The 19,353-nt window shown below is 48.3% G+C and carries 18 protein-coding genes; 5 read left to right on the forward strand and 13 right to left on the reverse strand.

The window, feature by feature from the left end:
• Positions 1-15 precede the first annotated feature (15 nt).
• The gene (locus BZG81_RS04120; RefSeq protein ID WP_198533624.1) at positions 16-867 is read left to right on the forward strand and encodes a DNA ligase; all 852 of its coding nucleotides are present in this window, start codon (positions 16-18) and stop codon (positions 865-867) included.
• 30 nt (positions 868-897) lie between these two features.
• Here BZG81_RS04120 and dld read toward each other — a convergent pair whose 3' ends face one another.
• Together dld and BZG81_RS04130 are read right to left on the reverse strand one after the other, a co-directional pair.
• The gene (gene dld, locus BZG81_RS04125; protein ID WP_077676807.1) at positions 898-2,709 is read right to left on the reverse strand and encodes a D-lactate dehydrogenase; all 1,812 of its coding nucleotides are present in this window, start codon (positions 2,707-2,709) and stop codon (positions 898-900) included.
• A 99-nt stretch (positions 2,710-2,808) separates the two neighbouring features.
• Complete coding sequence (locus BZG81_RS04130) at positions 2,809-4,500, reverse strand: L-lactate permease (protein WP_077669094.1); 1,692 nt, start codon at positions 4,498-4,500, stop codon at positions 2,809-2,811.
• Positions 4,501-4,678: 178 nt separating this feature from the next.
• Here BZG81_RS04130 and BZG81_RS04135 point away from each other — a divergent pair, with 178 nt between their 5' ends.
• Positions 4,679-5,581, forward strand: coding sequence for a LysR family transcriptional regulator (locus tag BZG81_RS04135; RefSeq protein ID WP_077460515.1), 903 nt, complete (start codon positions 4,679-4,681; stop codon positions 5,579-5,581).
• Positions 5,582-5,686: 105 nt separating this feature from the next.
• On the opposite strand, the gene BZG81_RS04140 is transcribed toward BZG81_RS04135, so the two are convergent.
• The gene (locus tag BZG81_RS04140) at positions 5,687-6,394 is read right to left on the reverse strand and encodes a DUF3581 family protein (RefSeq protein WP_077676818.1); all 708 of its coding nucleotides are present in this window, start codon (positions 6,392-6,394) and stop codon (positions 5,687-5,689) included.
• Between the two features lie 189 nt (positions 6,395-6,583).
• On the opposite strand from BZG81_RS04140, the gene cobB reads away from it, so the two are divergent.
• Complete coding sequence (gene cobB / locus BZG81_RS04145; protein ID WP_021023193.1) at positions 6,584-7,300, forward strand: Sir2 family NAD+-dependent deacetylase; 717 nt, start codon at positions 6,584-6,586, stop codon at positions 7,298-7,300.
• A 45-nt stretch (positions 7,301-7,345) separates the two neighbouring features.
• Here cobB and BZG81_RS04150 read toward each other — a convergent pair whose 3' ends face one another.
• The 4 genes from BZG81_RS04150 to potA form a co-directional block, all read right to left on the reverse strand.
• Complete coding sequence (locus BZG81_RS04150; protein WP_077661170.1) at positions 7,346-8,389, reverse strand: extracellular solute-binding protein; 1,044 nt, start codon at positions 8,387-8,389, stop codon at positions 7,346-7,348.
• Positions 8,390-8,451: 62 nt separating this feature from the next.
• On the reverse strand, positions 8,452-9,222 hold the full coding sequence (gene potC / locus BZG81_RS04155) for a spermidine/putrescine ABC transporter permease PotC (RefSeq protein ID WP_077460517.1): 771 nt from the start codon (positions 9,220-9,222) through the stop codon (positions 8,452-8,454).
• Complete coding sequence (gene potB / locus BZG81_RS04160; RefSeq protein ID WP_077460518.1) at positions 9,219-10,073, reverse strand: spermidine/putrescine ABC transporter permease PotB; 855 nt, start codon at positions 10,071-10,073, stop codon at positions 9,219-9,221. The genes potC and potB overlap by 4 nt, the downstream gene beginning before the upstream one ends.
• Entirely contained in the window at positions 10,060-11,175 is a 1,116-nt protein-coding gene (gene potA, locus BZG81_RS04165) for a spermidine/putrescine ABC transporter ATP-binding protein PotA (protein WP_025744391.1), read from the reverse strand. The genes potB and potA overlap by 14 nt, the downstream gene beginning before the upstream one ends.
• Positions 11,176-11,447: 272 nt before the next feature.
• Here potA and BZG81_RS04170 point away from each other — a divergent pair, with 272 nt between their 5' ends.
• Together BZG81_RS04170 and BZG81_RS04175 are read left to right on the forward strand one after the other, a co-directional pair.
• On the forward strand, positions 11,448-12,272 hold the full coding sequence (locus BZG81_RS04170) for a hypothetical protein (protein WP_077661173.1): 825 nt from the start codon (positions 11,448-11,450) through the stop codon (positions 12,270-12,272).
• Positions 12,273-12,301: 29 nt separating this feature from the next.
• Positions 12,302-12,952: a DUF2987 domain-containing protein gene (locus tag BZG81_RS04175; protein WP_077460519.1), complete on the forward strand. Its 651-nt coding sequence runs from the start codon at positions 12,302-12,304 to the stop codon at positions 12,950-12,952.
• A 121-nt stretch (positions 12,953-13,073) separates the two neighbouring features.
• Here BZG81_RS04175 and ttcA read toward each other — a convergent pair whose 3' ends face one another.
• From ttcA to BZG81_RS04205, 6 genes are all read right to left on the reverse strand, one after another.
• Positions 13,074-14,003: a tRNA 2-thiocytidine(32) synthetase TtcA gene (ttcA, locus tag BZG81_RS04180; protein WP_077460520.1), complete on the reverse strand. Its 930-nt coding sequence runs from the start codon at positions 14,001-14,003 to the stop codon at positions 13,074-13,076.
• A gap of 181 nt (positions 14,004-14,184) precedes the next feature.
• Entirely contained in the window at positions 14,185-15,132 is a 948-nt protein-coding gene (uspE, locus tag BZG81_RS04185; protein WP_021023201.1) for a universal stress protein UspE, read from the reverse strand.
• Positions 15,133-15,280: 148 nt separating this feature from the next.
• Positions 15,281-16,030 (reverse strand): FNR family transcription factor, encoded by a 750-nt coding sequence (locus tag BZG81_RS04190; protein ID WP_077460521.1) that lies wholly within the window; start codon positions 16,028-16,030, stop codon positions 15,281-15,283.
• 64 nt (positions 16,031-16,094) lie between these two features.
• Entirely contained in the window at positions 16,095-16,769 is a 675-nt protein-coding gene (locus tag BZG81_RS04195; protein WP_077676808.1) for a sulfite exporter TauE/SafE family protein, read from the reverse strand.
• Complete coding sequence (ccoS, locus tag BZG81_RS04200; RefSeq protein WP_021023204.1) at positions 16,756-16,968, reverse strand: cbb3-type cytochrome oxidase assembly protein CcoS; 213 nt, start codon at positions 16,966-16,968, stop codon at positions 16,756-16,758. Before ccoS ends, BZG81_RS04195 begins: the two co-directional genes overlap by 14 nt.
• Positions 16,969-16,978: 10 nt before the next feature.
• Positions 16,979-19,351: a heavy metal translocating P-type ATPase gene (locus tag BZG81_RS04205; protein ID WP_077676809.1), complete on the reverse strand. Its 2,373-nt coding sequence runs from the start codon at positions 19,349-19,351 to the stop codon at positions 16,979-16,981.
• Between the last annotated feature and the right edge of the window lie 2 nt (positions 19,352-19,353).

Here is a 19,353-nt window from a genome sequence, read left to right on the forward strand (position 1 = left end):
ATAAGGAGGACAATGATGCGATATATTAACCGGCTCAGTATTGGTTTGCTTTCTGCTTGTGTGCTATCCCCGGCCATATCATTGAGTGCTCCATCGGCACCGGCATTGATGCACGGCGTGGATGGGCAGTTAGCGTCACAAAGCTATCAAGGCTTTTGGGCGAGTGAGAAGCTAGACGGCATTCGGGCCTACTGGACCGGCACGGAATTGTTGACGCGCCAGGGGAATCCCATTCATGCACCGCAATCGTTTCTGGCTGCCTTGCCTAATGTGCCCCTTGATGGGGAGTTATGGGCTGGGCGCGGTGAATTTCAAACCGTATTGCGAACGGTGCTTGATAAGACGCCAAATGACAGTGACTGGCAACGTATTGGTTTTTACGTGTTCGATCTTCCACAACATCCAGGCCCCTTTGCTGAGCGCTATCTGGCATTAAAACGTCTGGCCGAGCAAGGAGGCGACGTGATCCAGTGGGTTGAGCAGCAGCCGGTGGCCAATGACCAAGCACTGGCCGATCGCTTGGCTCAAATCACCGACGCGGGTGGCGAAGGGCTGATGCTGCATCATCCAGAGAGTTTATACCTTGGCGCGCGCGTTGATAGCTTGGTCAAGCTTAAGGCGTACCAAGAAGTCGATGTGTCTGTGGTGGGAATGAATCCGGGGCAGGGACGTTTGACCGGAATGATGGGATCACTCCAAGTGCAGATGGCGGATGGCACTGTGTTTAACGTTGGCTCTGGTTTTACCGATCAACAGCGTCAACGCCCGCCTGAGAAGGGGCAGACCATTGTCGTACGTTATAACGGCGTGACGGATAAAGGGATCCCACGTTTTGCCCGCTTTATACGAGAAAAAGTCGCACTCTAGGCGCGACTTGACTCGCTTGTTGTTCGGCGGCTAGTGAGATGCGGTTGTCGATGAGCCTGACGTTGCTGTCTTGGTCACGGTATCCGAGGTTGGGTGCCGCAATTGATGGTCAAGACATTGGCAATCGGTGCTGTACTTTTTCTTGCCGGTTTTTCCGATCCCAGGGTTGAAGCTGTTGGTTGGATCAAGCTGATGATAAAAGTTGGCTAAATCGGGCTCTGCCGCATAAAGGTGTCCCACATTATGCTCTGCCGGATATTTCGCGCCGCGGGTTTCTAATTGCGCCAGCATCTTAGCTTTGATTGCTGCCACGTCTGCGCCTTTTTTGATCACATAGTCTTGGTGAAACACATGACAGAAGAAATGGCCGTAATAGAGCTTTGTCACTATGTTTTGTTCAATCTCTTCGGGCAAGTGTTCTTGCCATTCGGTTTCATTACGTTTTAGTGCAATGTCGAGAGCCAAAATGTCTTCACTATCCCGGTGGTGCATAATGTGATAGCGGATCGCTGCACCGGCGGCGGCAAAACGATGCAACATCGCTTTTTTGGCTTCATCCGCATTACAGGCAAAATAGTCACTGTCTGGGTGCTCGGCAAAAAAGCGGCTTAAAAAGGCGGATATCTCATTAATGCCCTCGTCAGAGGCTTTCACGATCAAGTAATGCTCATATCGATCGCGAAATGCCAACATGCGTTTGGGTAAATGCTGAGGAAATAATTGACTGGCATACTGCATCACTTTGTCGGGTAAGGACTTAGGCAGCAGCGGTACTTTGTCTAACCAGGCGGTGATCTGGGCTTTTAAGGCAAACATCTTGGGGATTGAATCGGTACCCAGTTGCCCAATCGCGAGAAACACGTCTTTTCCGTAACGCTCGGCGATATTAAAGGCATCACGGTGCATGTATTCACCGACCTCTGGCAAATGCGACAATTCAGACAGTACACGTCGACGCAGCGTATTGAAGACATCTGGATCATTGGTACCCAGATAAAAAACTTGCTCGCGCTCAGGGATAGGATAGGTGTCTAGTCGCACAGCGAACACAGCGAGTTTACCGGCACACCCGCTTACTTCATGCAGGCGACGTTTATCTGCGTTATAACGAGCAGGGCTGTCGGCATCGACATCACGCAAGATGTGCTCATAGTCATGGGCGGAGGCTTTACGGTCGTCAAACACAACGTCTTCGCGACGGTAATCCCCTTTTTCAACGCGAGAGAGTATGGTTTCTGGGTCGTCACCCAGGGCAATACCTAAATGGTTGACCAGTACTAATTCACCGTGTTCAGTCAGTTGCGCGAATAGCGAATATTCCGTATAAGCTGGGCCACGCTTCACTAGCGCTCCCCCTGAGTTGTTCGCCACGCCGCCGACAATTGAGGCGCCAATACACGACGAGCCGATGACCGAGTGAGGCGCTCGATGGTGGGGACGCAACGTTTTCTCTAAGTGATGCAGTGTGGTGCCAGGGAAACTGATCACTTGCTTGCCATCATCAATCAATTGTAATCCGTCGAGGCGGGTGGTGTTGATAATAACGACATCACGATCATAGTCATCCCCTTTGGGCGTAGAGCCCTCGGTTAACCCCGTGTTAGCCGCTTGCATAATCATGACCACATCGGCTGCAACACAAGCTTGTAGCACGCGCCATTGCATCACTAACGAGGTTGGAAAGATCACTGCCAGTGCCGATCCGCCCCCAGAGCGCCACCCCATGCGATAGTGCTGGGTTTGGCTTTTATCGGTAAGGAAGTTGTCTTTGCCCACGATGTCCGTCAACGTCGAGAGAAAAGTTTGCTGCTGGGTTGACGACAAACGTGATGGGGTATTCATAAGCGTTCCTTTCCTTCATGTTTACAAAGGCTGGGGTCAGCCTAGCTGGCCCGCTTGTGGTCAGGCAGGCCGAGAGACGCTCGGCCTGATGGATTGAGATTACGCTACAGTGAGCACATCAGCAAATTGCAGTATGTTCACCAATATAATGCCAATAATGCCGGCCGCGACTAAATAATACAGCGTGGGTAAAATCGTTTTTCTGAGCGTCGCGCCTTCTCGCCCAAGTAAGCCAACGGTTGCAGAGGCGGCGACGACGTTGTGTATTGCAATCATATTGCCAGCGGCCGCGCCAACGGCCTGTAGAGCAATGACAACCACCGTCGATGCGCCCAGGGTCTGTGCGACTTCAAACTGAAATTGACTAAACATCATGTTCGAAACGGTGTTTGAACCGGCAATAAATGCGCCTAATGCGCCAATTGTTGCACTCAGCGCTGGGAAGCCATCGCCGACCAGATCAGCGGCAAATCGTGCGGTCATAACGGGCATACTGACGAGTTCGGCACCATTCACGCCTGAGTTGATAAAAATACGCACCATTGGAATCGTAAAGACCAAGACAAAGCCGGCGCCGATCAGTGTTTTACTCGACTCGCGTGCAGCTGTCATTAGTGGGGCTAATTGACGAGCTTGTAATAAGACGGCGAGTAAGGCCACAAATGCCAGAATGCCCCCAGGGAGATATAAAGGCTGAATGGCGGCATTGATGCCCGTTTCACCAAACAGAGCGGAGAAACTTAAGCTCACATCCGTGAGTGCGGTTTTAACGGTTGGGCTGACGCGGCTAATCACCAAGAAGACAGCTAATAGGATATAGGGCGTCCAAGCCATAGCCATGCTCATGGGTTTATCTTGGATTTTAAGGTCCATTTTTAATGATCCTAGCCAATGTGTCGGCCACGTGGATTCATCATCAAAGTCCCACTGCGTCTTGGGAACAAGAAATCCTTTCCGCGCGGCTATCGTGACCAGCACAATACCGACGAGCCCGCCGAGTAGTGATGGAAACTCCGGGCCGAGCAGCCAGCCGGTGAGCGCGTAGGGAACCGTAAAGGCTAAACCAGCAAAAATTGCAAAAGGCGCGACCGCCAAGCCTTCTTTCCAGCTTTTATTTTTTCCAAAAAAACGGGTCAGCATCATAGCCATGAGCAGCGGCATAAGGGTGCCGATCACCGCATGAATAAACGAGACTTGCGTGGTAATTGCCTGCAAGTAGGTGGCCCAATCGCTGCCGTTGGCGGTGAGGGTCTGACCAATAGCATGACTGTCTAATCCTTTATTAACCCCGACGATAATGGGGGTCCCCACGGCGCCGAATGACACAGGGGTTGACTGGATCATCATGCCGACCACTACCGCTGCAAGCGCAGGGAAACCGATGGCAACCAAGAGTGGCGCGGCAATTGCAGCAGGTGTCCCAAACCCAGATGCTCCCTCAATAAAAGAGCCGAAACACCAAGCGATGATAATGGCTTGTATTCGCCTGTCGTCCGAGATAGTGGTAAAACCATTTCGAATCACGGTGATCGCGCCTGTGTGCTTTAACGTGTTAAGTAAAAGGATGGCACCAAACACGATCCACAGGACAGCGGCGGTGATAATGAGTCCTTGGGCAATAGAGGCCGATACGCGCGCTGCGCTCATTTGCCACTGGAATAGTGCGATCAAGACTGTCATGATAAAGGCAACCGGCATCGCCTTTTTGGCAGGCCAGTTTAACCCCACCAGTAAAATAGCAGCCACCACAATGGGTGAGAACGCAACGAGGGCGTAGAGGGTATCTGTCATAAGTATTCCTTAGTTAGGCGTCTCTTCCGTTAAATCACGTAAAAAAGTGGCGTCACTCATGTGTTGTTATTTTGCTGACAGCTCGGTGACGTAATGTTAACAAGGTGTGACATTACGCGTTTACATTTCTCTGATATATGGAAATAATGAAAATAATTACTTCCATTACTGACACAATATGCCTAAAACAGATGATCTCGTTCTTTTTGCTCAAGTTGTTGAGTATGGTTCTTTTAGTAAGGTCGCGGAAATAAATTCCCTGACAAATTCCGTAGTTAGCAAACGTGTTAAAAAGCTTGAAGAAGGCTTAGGCGTGCAGCTTTTGTACCGTACAACGCGCAAACTGACCCTTACTGATGCAGGGCGTACCTTGTACCAAGGTGCAAAAACTGTGAAGCAGGCCGCTGATGAAGCGTTTGATGCTGTTGCAGGACTAGGAGAAGCGATTACTGGGCAGATAAAGATATCCGTCCCGACAATCTCGGGTGAGTTATTGTTAGCCGAAGCGGTCGCTGAGTTTTGTGGTCAATATCCCGGCTTGAATATTGATATGTCTTTGAACAACCGCTTCGTCGATTTGATTGATGAAGGCTTCGATTTAGTGATCCGTACAGGGTACTTGGAAGACTCGAGTCTTATCGCTCGCCATATTCTCGATTCTCAGTGGGTCGTATGTGCAGCACCAGGCTATATTGCTCGCCACGGCAGGCCTCAGCACCCCATTGAGCTTAAACAGCATAACTGCTTGCAATACGCGTATCAGACCACAGGTGCGAGTGATTGGGAGTTTAAAGGCGAGGATAAAAATCAAGTCATCAAAGTGACAGGTAATCTGTCTACGGATAACCCGATTGCATTGCGCCAGGGAGCGTTGAGTGGTCATGGGATCGCTTATGTGCCGCGCTGTTTGGTGTATAACGATTTAATCGAAGGGGATTTGATTGATCTTTTCCCTGATCAAGTGGGAAAAAAACTTGGGATTTACGCGGTTTATCCGTTTACACGTCAACCGCCGAAAAAGGTACGCTTATTGATTGAGCATATTCGCAATAAGTATTTGGCTATTCAGCACTGCTTCTAGTTGGCACGGCTTCTAGGGAATCAGTATTCACTGGGCGATTTCATCACTGTGAGTGGCCCTGATTAGCGAGCTTCAGGGCCGATAGGACACTATAAAGTCACGGGGCTATATGGTGCTGTAAGCGTCCTTTCGCTGATTAAATCGCTCAACCAGGTCTTGAATTGCCGCTTCGCAATAGGGGCGTAATCCACTGGCTACCATGGTCTTGCATCCGTGACCGACTCGTTGGCCGTTAACGATAAAATCAAAGGCGAGCTCAACTTTTCCTCGTTTTCCGCTGACATGCATTGCTGAATCGGAGAGCTCGACTTGCGCAGAGGCAATCGATAAATCGTCGAATGCTAGGCTCATTTTTTCATACATCACCAATGGGCGATCGGTGTTTATCATCATCTGTTGCTCACGCATCAGTGGCACCATGATGTGGGGAAAGTTCTTGCCAGAAAACTGAACATAATGAGTAGCTATTTCGGTCGCCAATGCCTGATCATGACGCACCGCGCCGCGTCGAGTCATTGTTAGGTAGCGTTTTTGATCATCGTCGACGACAGTGACTTCCTCATCTGTTTCAACGATAGTTAAAGGGGTGTTGGCACTGATCATGCCATTAAACTGAATTTCAATTTCCTCACTGATCCCCGTTTTTGCGAGCAAAATAGAAAGGAGCAGATCCCCCGGCACACAAAATCGTGACGCATCGGTATCATGAATGGGGTTAAAGTCACCGGCAACGCGTTTCGCAAAGTCACTCGCTTGTTGGCGAGTAAAAATCAGTTTTCCATCTTGCTCAGAATAATAATGTTCTAAATTCATAGTGAGTAACAGATACGAGAAATAAGCGGCCATTGTAACCCAAGCAGTACCAAGCATTGGTCTAGCCAGTCGTTACATCGCTTATTTGTGAGTTATGTCAACGACTAAGGTCTAAAACCACAATGCTTCAATGGTAAAGGCGAGAGTGGTATAAATGGCGTAGGTTAATGAATTATCAAGGATAGGCGTATGACATTCCCTTATCAACATATCGTAATTTTAACCGGCGCTGGCATATCAGCGGAATCAGGGATAAAAACATTTCGTGATCAAGATGGCTTGTGGGAAGAACACCACATTGAAGATGTTGCAACGCCTGAGGGGTTTGAGCGCAATCCGACGTTAGTGCAGCAGTTTTATAATGATCGCCGTCGACAATTACAGTCGGGAGTGAGCCCAAACCTCGCCCATAACGCCTTGGCTTACTTGGAAAAAACAACCCATGCCTCTGTGCTGGTGGTGACACAAAATATTGACGATCTCCATGAGCGAGCTGGCACCCATCATATTATTCATATGCATGGTGAACTATTAAAGGCACGCTGTAGTCACTCTCAGCAAACCATTGATTGGAAAGGTGATATTTCGGTTTCTGACCACTGCCACTGTTGTCAAATGCCGGCACCTTTGCGGCCTCATGTTGTTTGGTTTGGTGAAATGCCATGGGGCATGGGGAAAATTCATGAGGCGTTAAATAAAGCGGATTTGTTTATCTCTATAGGGACATCGGGGGCAGTGTATCCCGCAGCGGGCTTTGTGCATGAAGCGGCAATGCATGGCGCGCATACAATTGAAATCAACCTCGAACCCAGTGCGGTTGAGAGCGAGTTTGATGAACGGCGCTACGGCAAAGCAAGCACTTTAGTGCCTGAGCTGGTGGATGAGATACTGGCGCTTGAGCGATAAATCAGGGGCGTCTTTGCCCCTGACAGTCTAGAACAGTACGCGGGATCACATACCGGCTTTTAAGCGTTGAAAATAATCTTCATAAAGTCGGTTGGCGTCACCTACATCGTTTTGCCATTCGCCGGCAGCCATCACCGACTGTGGTGGATAAATTTGCGGGTTATTTTTAAACGCGGCAGGCAATAACGGATAGGCGGCTTTCACTGGCGTTGGATAACCTATCTGCAGGGCAAGCTTAGCGGCGTTTTCCGGACGTAAGAGAAAATCGATCATTTTATGCGCGGCATCGACGTTTTTAGCATCCGCTGGAATCGCGAGGCTATCCATCCAAAAAATTGCGCCTTCTTCTGGCCACACCATGTCGATCGATGCGCCTTCTTGACGCGCCATGTAGGCACTGCCATTCCAAAGCATGCCTAGGGTGACTTCGCCCGCTAAAAACGGGTTAGCCGGAAAATCAGAATTAAAGAGCAATACATTTGGCATCAACGTTTTAAGTGACTGATAGGCCGCTTTTATTTCTTCCGGATCTGTGGTGTTGGCAGAGTAACCGAGTTTTCGCAGGGCAATATGAAATAGCTCTCTGGCATCATCCATCATCAACAGTTGGCCTTGCCATTTGGGATCCCATAAATCAGCCCAGCTCGAGACATCGGCTTTGTCCATAAAGTCGGTGTTAACGCCGATACCTGTCGCTCCCCAAATATAGGGCACAGAATAATCATTGTTAGGATCAAAAGGTTTGTTCAAGTTAACCGGATCCAGACCTGAAAAATGCTGGAGTTGCGATTTGTCGATTTTTTGTAGCATGCCTTGCTGACGCATTTTAGCGACATAGTAAGTTGACGGCACCACAAGATCATAGCCCTCAGGATGCGTTTTCAATTTGGCATACATGGTCTCGTTTGACTCATAGGTGGAGTACATCACCTCAATACCCGTTTCATCGGTGAAATCTTCGATAACCGAATTAGGGATATATTCAGACCAATTGTAGAAATACAAAACATCATTGTTCGCGGCGGTCGCGGTAGACGTGAGTAATGCACCGAACAGGGTAAGCGCAAAAAAGGGGGACCATTTAACCATGGTGAGCTCCTCGTAACACAAAAAGGAGGGCGGCTGACCTGTCAACTGCCCTGGGGAATGGATTATTTTAGTCGATCTTTGGCTAGCCATTGTGAGCACATGACCAGCACGAGTGACACAATCAGCATAATGGTGGCAAGGGCGTTAATTTCTGGCGACACGCCGACTTTTACCATGGAGTAAACTTTGAGCGGCAAGATTTCATAACCTGGCCCGGTGACAAAAGAGCTGACGATGACATCATCCAGTGACAAGGTGAAGCTTAGTAACCAGCCCGCTGCAACCGCGGGAGCGGCAAGCGGTAGGATGATTTTGGTCAAAATAACCCATTCGCTCGCGCCTAAGTCACGTGCGGCTTCAAGCATTTTGACATCAAAACCATTTAAGCGGCTGTAAACCGTTACGACTACAAACGGCAGGCAAAAAGTAATGTGTGACAGCAGCAAGGTCAAAAATCCTAATTGTGCGCCCATTAAGATAAAGAGCGCCAACAGCGAGATAGCCATCACGATATCGGGCGACATCATCACCACGAACAGCATACCATTGACAAACTGCTTGCCGCGAAAGCGATAACGAAACAGTGCTACCGCGGTTAAGCTACCTATAATAGCGGCCGCACTAGCAGAAAAAATAGCAATGGTCAGTGAGTTCCCCGCGGCTTGCATCAGGCTATGATTATTTACAAGTTCCTCATACCATTGCCAAGTAAAGCCTTTCCAACTCATCCCAAACTTGCTCGCGTTGAACGAATTGACGATCAAAATCAGAATTGGGATATATAAAAAAGCATAAACCAAAGAGAGGAAGCTGCCTTTAACAAAGCGATTCATGATAATGCCTCCTTACGATTCATCCATTTCCCCACACGCCAATAGGCAAATAGCAGCAGCCCCATGAGCACCGTCAGAGAAATACTGGCCGCGGAACCAAATGGCCAATCGCGAACATTGAGGATTTGGCTCTTAATCACGTTACCGATCAATAGGTTTTTCGCCCCACCTAATAAGTCAGAGACGTAGAACATGCCGAGGGCTGGAAGAATCACCAGTAAACTACCGGCAATAATGCCTGGCGTAGTAAGTGGTAAGATCACGCGCAAGAAGCATTGTAACTTGTTGGCGCCCAGATCGCGTGCCGCCTCTAAGTAGCTGTTGTCCAGTTTTTCAATGCTGGAGTACAACGGCAGAATCATAAACGGCAGCAAGATATAAACGAGACCGATCATGACCGCATATTCGGTGTACATAATACGGATAGGGCGCTCAATGATCCCAAGCCACATTAGGCTTTCATTGAGTAACCCTCTCGTGCCCAGAAAGATTTTGAGGCCATATGTGCGGATTAATGAGTTAGTCCAAAATGGCACAATGACTAAAAAGAGCATCATTGGACGCATTTTTTTGGGCATCTTGGCAACAATAAAGGCAAACGGGTAGCCGATAAGCAGACAAATCAGCGTCGCTAACGCTGCCATGTAGAAGGAATGCCACACTACTTTAGCGTAGAGAGGATCGAGAAGTTTTGCGTAGTTACTCAGCGTGAACGTCATCTCGATAAGATTGGCGTCATCGCGGGTTAAAAAACTGGTGACGATGATCATTAGGTTGGGCAAAAAAACAAACACCAACAACCAGCCGACCACCAAACCAATAATGGCTGTTTGAAGATTAAGCTTTTTCATCGGCCAATACCACCTCCCAGCTCTCTACCCAGGTCAAGGTGACTTTTTGATTCAGAGAGTGATCAACATCTGGATCGTCTTCATTAAAAAACTCACTGACCATCACGGTTTGCCCTGACGGAAGCTCGAGCACTGAATCCAGGGTCATGCCTTTATAGTTACGCTCGCGTACGTAGCCGACAATACCGTTAGGCTCCGCATCATCGCTAATTTCTTGTAGGCGAATGTCTTCAGGGCGCAGCAATACCTTGACCTTATCGTCAGGCTTCACATCAAGCTTGCAGAATACCTCGCACTCACGGGATTCAATACTGGCCCAAATGCGGTTTTCATCGATGCGTTTAATCACGGTGGCATCAAAGACATTGATTTCGCCAATAAACCGGGCGACAAACAAGTTCTTTGGCTCTTCATAGATCTCACGTGGTGAGCCGTCTTGTTCGATTTCGCCTTCACGCATGACCAGTATACGGTCAGACATCGACAACGCTTCTTCTTGATCATGGGTGACAAAGATAAACGTAATGCCGAGTTTACGCTGAAGCTGCTTGAGCTCCATTTGCATTTGCTTACGCAGTTTATAATCGAGTGCAGAGAGCGATTCGTCGAGCAGTAAGACGCTTGGTTTATTCACCACAGCACGCGCAATCGCAATACGCTGCTGCTGACCGCCTGACAACTGGTGGGGCTTGCGTGAGGCATAGTGGTCCAGCTGCACCATGCGCAGTGCTTCCATCACACGCGGTTCGATCTCATTGCGGTTCACACCTTGCATACGTAAGCCAAATGCCACGTTTTCAAACACACTCATGTGGGGAAATAAGGCATAGCTTTGAAACACAGTGTTGACGTTGCGTTGTTCGGCAGGCAAATCGGTGACATCTTGACCGTCAATGATAACCTGGCCGCTGTCAGCGTCTTCAAGCCCCGCAATTAAGCGTAATACGGTTGTTTTACCACAACCCGAAGGACCGAGAATGGTGAGAAATTCACCGTCATTCACGCTTAAATTGAAGCGGGAAATAATTTCTTTGCCGTCGAAACTTTTGGTTAATGACGCCAGCTCGACAACCGGTTTGTGAGATAGATGGGTGTGATTCAATGGTTCGTTCTCTCTCTACCTGGCAAATTGTCTTGTACATACGTACCCATAAAACAGACGGCGCATAATAGACGCGCACAAGTCGAAGTTAAAGCAATTTTTCTCCCCATTTAATGCATTTCCTTTCATGACTGGCGTGGATAGCATCCTTGACGCTTTTCAGTGCTCACACAGACAACTTTGGGTTATTTTTCCCGGATTCGTCAGAATGATTTTTAGCTATGGGCGACAGTCAGATATACTGTGTGCATCAGTCATGATAGATAACGATTATGAGTCAACAAGAATACGATAATGCGATACACATGGGCGGGTCGATAGAAACCGCACTGAATGGCCGTTACCGCCTCGATCCGTTTGAGATCATTAAAGAGGCTTTCTCGCAGACCTTAAAACACTTCTGGTCTTTCTTACCCGCGGCGCTGGGCTTATTTGCGACTCAAATTGGTATTCTAATGCTAATGCTTACTTTGTTGCTGGGCGCACCCTCGCATTTGTTTGAGGCGCTTGTCGGGCAACGGGAGCTTACCACCGATATGATCTCCTCCGTGTGGCTAGCTAACTTCACGTCAGAGGTGTTGATTGCACCTTTATATGCTGGGGCAAGTTTGATGGGACTTAGCCATGCGATCGGCTTTCGTTCCAAGCCTCGTCATCTGCTAAAAGGGTTAGCTTTCGCATTACCCGTCACTGTGGTGATTTGCTTGTCCGCTACGCTGCAAAGTGTCGCGAGTTTGATTTTTCCGCTGCTTAGCCTTTATGTTGCGATGGTTTTTTCCATGGCGCCGTTATTAATTTGCGAGAAGCGTGTCACACCCATGAAAGCTTTGAGTGTGTCTTTCCGCGCGGTAAACAAAAAGCTGTTTCAGATGGCAACCATTTATGCGGTAGTGGGTGTGCTATTTCTCATTTCTTTTGCCACGGCTGGCTTTGCATTGGTTTGGGCGTTACCCTTCCTTTTCAATGTTAAAGGCGTGATTTACCGAGAAATGTTTGGCGTAGGGGTCGAAGTGACCGTGTCACCCAAAAGCGAGAATAATCCCGACAAATCAAACGCGTCATCACCCTCGTCAGGCCAGGATACATTTGATGCCTGAACCACGCTAAGCCCGTATGTGGAGTATCGATGAAAAAAGTAATCAGTGTATTGGCGCTATTGGGGATGATCAGTTTCCCTGCAAGTGCCGAGACATACCGTTTTAGTTATAGCAAACTCTTTACCCAACTAAAGCACAATACCGAAGAGGGTCACCCTGATATCGGTGTGGCGTACTTTATGGTATCAGCGGATTCTGGTCAGGTCTGTCCCATCTCACGAGCTTGGATGCGAAAAAAAGAGCATTATGAGGAATTTACCATTCCTGCCTCGCAAGCTTTGCCGTTGCCGTTGGATAACCAGCTGCGTAAAGTGAATCCCGATGTCTTTGTTGAAACACCGTCAACGCTAAATTGTGATATTTCATTCCAAGTGTTGGTGGATAAGCCGGTCGGAAAGACGCTAACCAGCCAACAAGTTCGCGACTGGCTACCACAAATGGATACCATGATGGAAAACCTGGGTGGGATGTTTGCCTCTTGGTTTATGCCTAAAACGCAGGGGGTGGTGATCCATTTTTCGCCCTCGGCGACAGGGAAAATAACCAGCAGTGAAGGGCAGGATTATACCATTGATGATCATCAAGCTATCATTGATGCTAGCGGCCTTGGGCAAGAGGTTAAATTAACTCTGCCTGAGGCACCCATTAAAGTATCACCTTGGCTCCCGAAAAACGGTTAACTGCTTGCTGATCTTAGAGGTTGTTAACGCTAAGAGCGGTTAAATTCGAACGATTAGGGAAAGAAAAAAGCGCTCACTAAACCAGTGAGCGCTTTTGTGATTCAGTGATTACACTGTGATCTTATGCCTTGAGATTGACAATATCGAGTGATAATTCAGGGTCTACTTCAACGACCGCTTCTGAGTCAGGCGCCGGGTCAGTAAAACTTTCCTTATCAAATGCAGTATCGCCATCACCTTCATAAGCCATGCCTGCTGCGACTGATTTAAAGTCGAATAATGTCGCATCGGCAAGGTGTGAGGGCACCACGTTTTGCATCGCGCGGAACATGGTTTCAATGCGTCCCGGGTAACGTTTGTCCCAGCCCTGTAACATCTCTTTGATCACTTGGCGTTGCAAGTTAGGCTGAGATCCGCACAGGTTACAAGGAATGATAGGGAACGCTTTCTGCTCTGAATAACGTTCTATATCTTTTTCGCGACAATAGGCCAATGGACGAATCACAACGTGTTCGCCATTATCGGAGACGAGCTTGGGCGGCATGCCTTTTAGTTTGCCACCGTAAAACATATTTAAAAACAACGTTTCCAGAATATCATCACGATGGTGTCCAAGCGCTATTTTGGTAGCGCCTAACTCTTTCGCCGTACGGTATAGAATGCCACGACGCAGACGCGAGCACAGTGAGCACGTGGTTTTTCCTTCTGGCACTTTTTCTTTAACAATCGAGTAGGTATCTTCTTCGATAATCTTATATTCGACCCCTAATTCGTCTAAATACTCGGGGAGAATGTGCTCAGGGAAACCTGGCTGTTTTTGATCCAAGTTAACGGCGATTAACTCGAACGAGACAGGGGCACTTTTTTGCAGACTTTGCAACATATCAAGCAGGGTGTAGCTGTCTTTGCCGCCTGAAAGGCAAACCATAATGCGGTCGCCATCTTCAATCATATTAAAATCTGCAATGGCTTGGCCTGTATTCCGGCGAATGCGCTTTTGCAGTTTATTAAACCCGTATTTTTGTGCTTTGCTCAGCTCTTGCGTGCTCATAAGTACTATCGCGTTGTCAGGCAGTCTAAACGCATTAAGCTGCCAGTGTGCATGAATGGCGGGTATGATACGGATTTTGACTATAAATGCTAGTCACTATAAAGGCGGGATGAATATAAACAAGACAGCCAACAACAGGCGGTGAGTTGCACTGCCTGTTGTATGGGCGGGTGACAATGACTTAGTCGTTGGCTCGGGGATCGAGCGGGCTGATATATCCATCAGGCTTGATCGCAAGCAGATCGCAGTCGAGCTGATCAATCATATGCTCTGCTGTGTTGCCGATAAAGACAGCCGATAGTCCAGTGCGGCCAGTTGTTCCTAGGATCACCAACTCTGCATCTAACTCTCGTGCGATATTAGGAATGACATCCTCTGGCAAGCCTTCTTGAACATGGGTTCGCGTCTCTTCGATGTGATGGCGCTGACGCAGTGCCTTCATGGCGGTGAGATGGTGGCCTCTGACGGCATCGGTATAAGCACTAGGATCAAAGTCAGGTAGCTCAATAGTAATATTCACCGGTGTTGCTGGGTAGGCGTTCGCAAGGTGTAGCTCAGCGCCCAACATCGCACTCATCACGTTGCCTTCATCGACTAATTTGTCGTTGAGTTCGGCGTGGGTTTCTGTTTCTGAAGCCACGTGAACGGACGCGACAATTTTACCTTTATCCGGCCAACCATGCTCTTTTACCAATAACACAGAGCTGGGACATTTACGGAGTAAGTGCCAGTCCGTTGGGGTAAAAATCACTGAACCTAGCGTGTCGTGCTTGTGCGTCGCTTTGACGACAAGATCATGCTGATGACTGAGTACGCGCTCGACAATCGCTTCGTAAGGACGGTTGTGCCAAACGACGACTTTTTCAATCTCACAGTCTTGTGCATTGTGGGACTGAATGATCTCATTCATCCATTCTTCACGCTGGTGCATGACACCTTGACGCATGGCTTGTCGCTCATCAGACGAAAGCATCGAGGTCATTTCATAGGAAAAGTCGTAAATGGCGAGAAAGAGCGTAAGCTTAACCGCAGAATCACTTCGTTGGCTGAGCGTGACCGCACGTGATAACGCGGGTTGTTGTTCTTGGGAAGGATCAATAACGACGAGAAGGTTGCTGTACCTGGACATATCTGCCTCCTTTGCACAGATGCATCGGTTACTGTCACTTTAACCTAGTTGACCGGGTAGCGCGAAATAATTCATGGTTCCGATAACAAAAAAGAGAAATGGCGCATTAAAGCGCCATTTATTAACAACTTATTTACCCAAAGAAGGCTTAAACCAAACACTCTTCGTCAGCAAGGCGTGCCAGCTCTTCTAAGTCTAACACTGTAATGTATTTACCCTTTACCGCGAGAATCTCTGATTTTTGGAAACGGCCTAATAGACGACTAATGGTTTCCACCGTTAGACCCAGATAGTTACCAATGTCACCACGAGTCATGGTTAGTCGAAACTCACGCGGTGAAAACCCACGTTGTGCAAAGCGTTTTGAAAGGCTATACAGGAAAGCGGCTAAACGCTCTTCTGCTGTTTTCTTCGATAAAAGCAAGATCATGTCTTGATCACCTTTTATCTCGTTGCTCATTAGTCGCATGATTTGCTGACGAAGCTTTGGCATCTTGCCAGATAAATCGTCGAGCGTATCGTAGGGGATTTCGCAAATCATCGATGTTTCTAACGCCTGAGCAAAACTTGGATGCTCATTATCGTTAATGGCATCAAAGCCAACTAAATCGCCTGCGAGATGGAAAGCCGTAATTTGCTCATCACCTTGTTCAGTGATGGTATAGGTTTTAACCGTTCCTGAGCGTATCGCATAGAGCGCTCGAAGATTATCACCGGCTTTGAACAATTCTTGGCCTTTCTGAATAGGTTTTTTGCGCTCAATGATGCTATCCAGTTGATCCAACTCTTGCTCATTTAACGTAAAGGGAATGCAAAGCTGGCTTATACTACAATCCTGACAATGGATCGCACAGCCACCAGACTGAACCCGCCGAGTGATGATCTTATTCGACACCATACACCTGCCTGATTTTGAAAACGTCAATTAACATATTACACCATTATCGTGTGCTAGGTCGACCTTATATAAGGAGTTTCAATGCACCTTGTAAGGTGTAGAGGCCATAAACTGCCAACATTATGGCACATGTCAAGCGTACTAGACGATTATTCAGTATTGGTTTAATTCGTTCTGCAAACGCGCCAACCGTTAACATTGCCGGTAGCGTTCCGAGCCCAAACCCTAGCATAACTAATCCGCCGCCAGACGCACTTCCCGCAACGGCAGCCCAACTGAGTGCTGAATAGACAAGGCCACAGGGTAACCAGCCCCACACCACACCAAAAGGGTAGGCATAGAGGGGAGAGCGCAACGGCATCAACTTAGAAGAAAGAGGCGAAATATAGCGCCAGAGCTTGCTACCGATACGCTCAATATAACTCAGACCATTCCATAATTGCGCCATATAAGCGGCCAGCAATAGCATCATTACTGCGGCAAAAAATCGCAATACGGCAAGGTGGTGAGTGAGGTCAGAGAGCGCGAGCAACGAGGCAACTGCGCCCCCAATGAGTGTGCCCGCTACGATATAAGAGGTTATCCGGCCTAAATTGTACAAAAGAATATAGGGCCATTTGGCACGCTCCGCAGGCACCCCAAAGGACATGGCCGCTGCGACACCGCCACACATACCGAGGCAGTGGCCAGCGCCGAGCAAGCCAATCCCTAGTGCACCGATAAAATCAACGTTTGTCATGATGTGACGAGTCAGTGTTCTCAGTGTCATTTGACTGAGGAGTGGGCTTTTTCTCTGGTTCTTCTTCATCGAAAAGAATAGAAGAGCCTTGACGCTCAAGATCTTCAAACTGATCGGATTTTACCGCCCAAATAAAGACGACGCCGGCGACACACACCAGCATGATCGCAATCGGAATCAAGATGTACAAACTAGCCATAACGCTATCCTTATTTTTTATTGAGCAGGCGCAGCGAGTTAGACACCACAATAATGGAGCTAGCAGACATTCCGACCACAGCAACATATGGCGCGACAAAGCCCATGACAGCCAAAGGCAAAATGGTCACGTTGTAGCCCAATGCCCAGGCTAAGTTTTCTCGAATGATTCGTCGCGTTTGTTGAGCAAGACGTCTTGCAGTTAGCAGTTTTTCTAAATCATCACCAAGAAGTACCATATCGGCGGATGACTTCGCGATATCGGTTCCGCCTCCCATTGCAACGGATAAATGGGCACCCGCTAAAACGGGCGCATCATTAACACCATCACCGATCATCAAGGTAATTGTACGACTATCAAGGCTTTGAAGATATGACAGTTTGCCTTGAGGAGACACGCCAGATACAACAGAGTCTATACCGAGCTCATCAGCGACTTGTTTGACATTGCGTGACTGATCGCCGGTTAACATTGTCGTTTGGATGCCCGCGTCCTTGAACGCGGCAAGTAATCTGGCACTACTGGGCCGGATGGGGTCGATAAGCGAGAATGCCGCGACCGGTTTGTTATCGCAGCTGAGTATGACCGGATACGATTGGTAGCTTTCAGCCCCGTCTGATAACGCGAAACTGGCTTTACCAATGCGCCAATATTGGCCATCGATAGTGCCACTCACGCCTTGCCCGATATGATTATCGGCAGCGCCGACGTTGACTTTTTCCGTGGCCCGAGCCTGAAATGCGTTCGCTATCGGGTGATTGGCGAACGCTTCCAGGCTAGCGGCAATATTGATCACCCGTTGCTCTGTCAACGTGTCGCTGTTGATCTCAATCGTACTGATCTGCACGGTGCCTTTGGTTAATGTGCCGGTTTTATCGACCACTAATCGATTCACTTTGGTTAACGTTTCTAAGACATGTCCTCGACGCAACATAATGCCGAGTTGACCAAATGTTGACGTCGAGCAGGTCAACGCGGTAGGTGTCGCTAACGACAGCGCACAGGGGCAGGTTGCAACGAGCACCGACAGCATGATCCAGAAAGCATCATCAGGTCGAGAAAAGTGCCAATAGAGCCACGTCGATGCAGAAATAATGAGAATAGCAGCGACAAAATAACGCGCAATTTGGTCCGCCAAAACAGCGACTTTGGGCTTTGCCATCTGTGCTTCATCTTGTAGGCGAACAATGTGCGCGACGAGCGATTCTTTATGGTTATTAATGACGGTGATGTCGACATTGCCCTCAACATTCATGGTGCCGGCATACACGGTATCACCGCTTTGTTTGGTTTGTGGCAACGACTCTCCGGTCAACATGGCTTCGTCTACTGATGTTTTGCCTGACAGGATTCGCCCATCGGCGGGAAAAGGCTCTCCCGGTAACACCCGAACGTGATCATCGACCTTTAAGCTGTTGGCCGGAACGGTTTCACCCGTAAGGTGACGTGCCATCTTCGGCACCAATTTCAATAAATTGGCACTGGCTGCTGCCGCTGTACGCCTGGCGCGCATTTCTAAAAAGCGCCCCAACAATAAGAAGAAGGTGAACATTGCCACCGATTCAAAAAAGACCTCACCTTTACCTGTTACCGTTGCGTATAAGCTCGAGAAATAGGCAAAAAGTAGGGCAATCGAAACGGGGACATCCATACCGAGCGTTCTGGCTTTTAGATTACGCCATGCATTAGTGTAAAAAGGTAAGGCGGAATACAGTAGAACAGGGGTGGCAAAGATAAGACTAATCCAGCGGAAGTAGTTGCGAAAGGTTTCATCCATATCGCCAAACACTTCGAAATACATTGCCACCGCTAACATCATCACCTGCATTGTCGCGAGGCCAGCAATCCCTAACCGATAGAGATATTGCTTCATATTACGATGGTATTGCTGCTCTTGCTTATCCGCTTCAAAAGGGGCTGCTTTATACCCAAGATGATGAATGCGTGTGAGTATTGTGCTCAGTGATGTTTCGCTATCATCCCAACGAACCAGGGCACGGTTGGTGGTGGTGTTAACTTGAATATGGGTAACCCCCTTGGTTCTCTGCAATTGTTTTTCAATCAGCCATGCWCAGGCCGCGCAAGAAACGCCATCTAATGAAAGAGGGACTTCTTTTTGATCGGCAACATCACGAACAAACTCTTGTTGTATATCTTGGTTATCATACAAAGTCAGTGATTTAAGCTCTTCTGGCACCAACTCTGCTTTATCCGCGTTCTCGGTACGATACTGATAATAAGAGCTCAAACCACTGTCTACGATAGTGGTTGCCACAGCCTGGCAGCCAGGGCAACACATAAGGCGAGGTTTATCGAAGATCACGACTTGGAAGGTGTCGCCTGTTAAAACAGGATCACCACAGTGATAACAGGGAGTAGTCATGG

The organism is Salinivibrio sp. MA607, from assembly GCF_001996245.1.
Lineage (GTDB): Bacteria > Pseudomonadota > Gammaproteobacteria > Enterobacterales > Vibrionaceae > Salinivibrio > Salinivibrio costicola.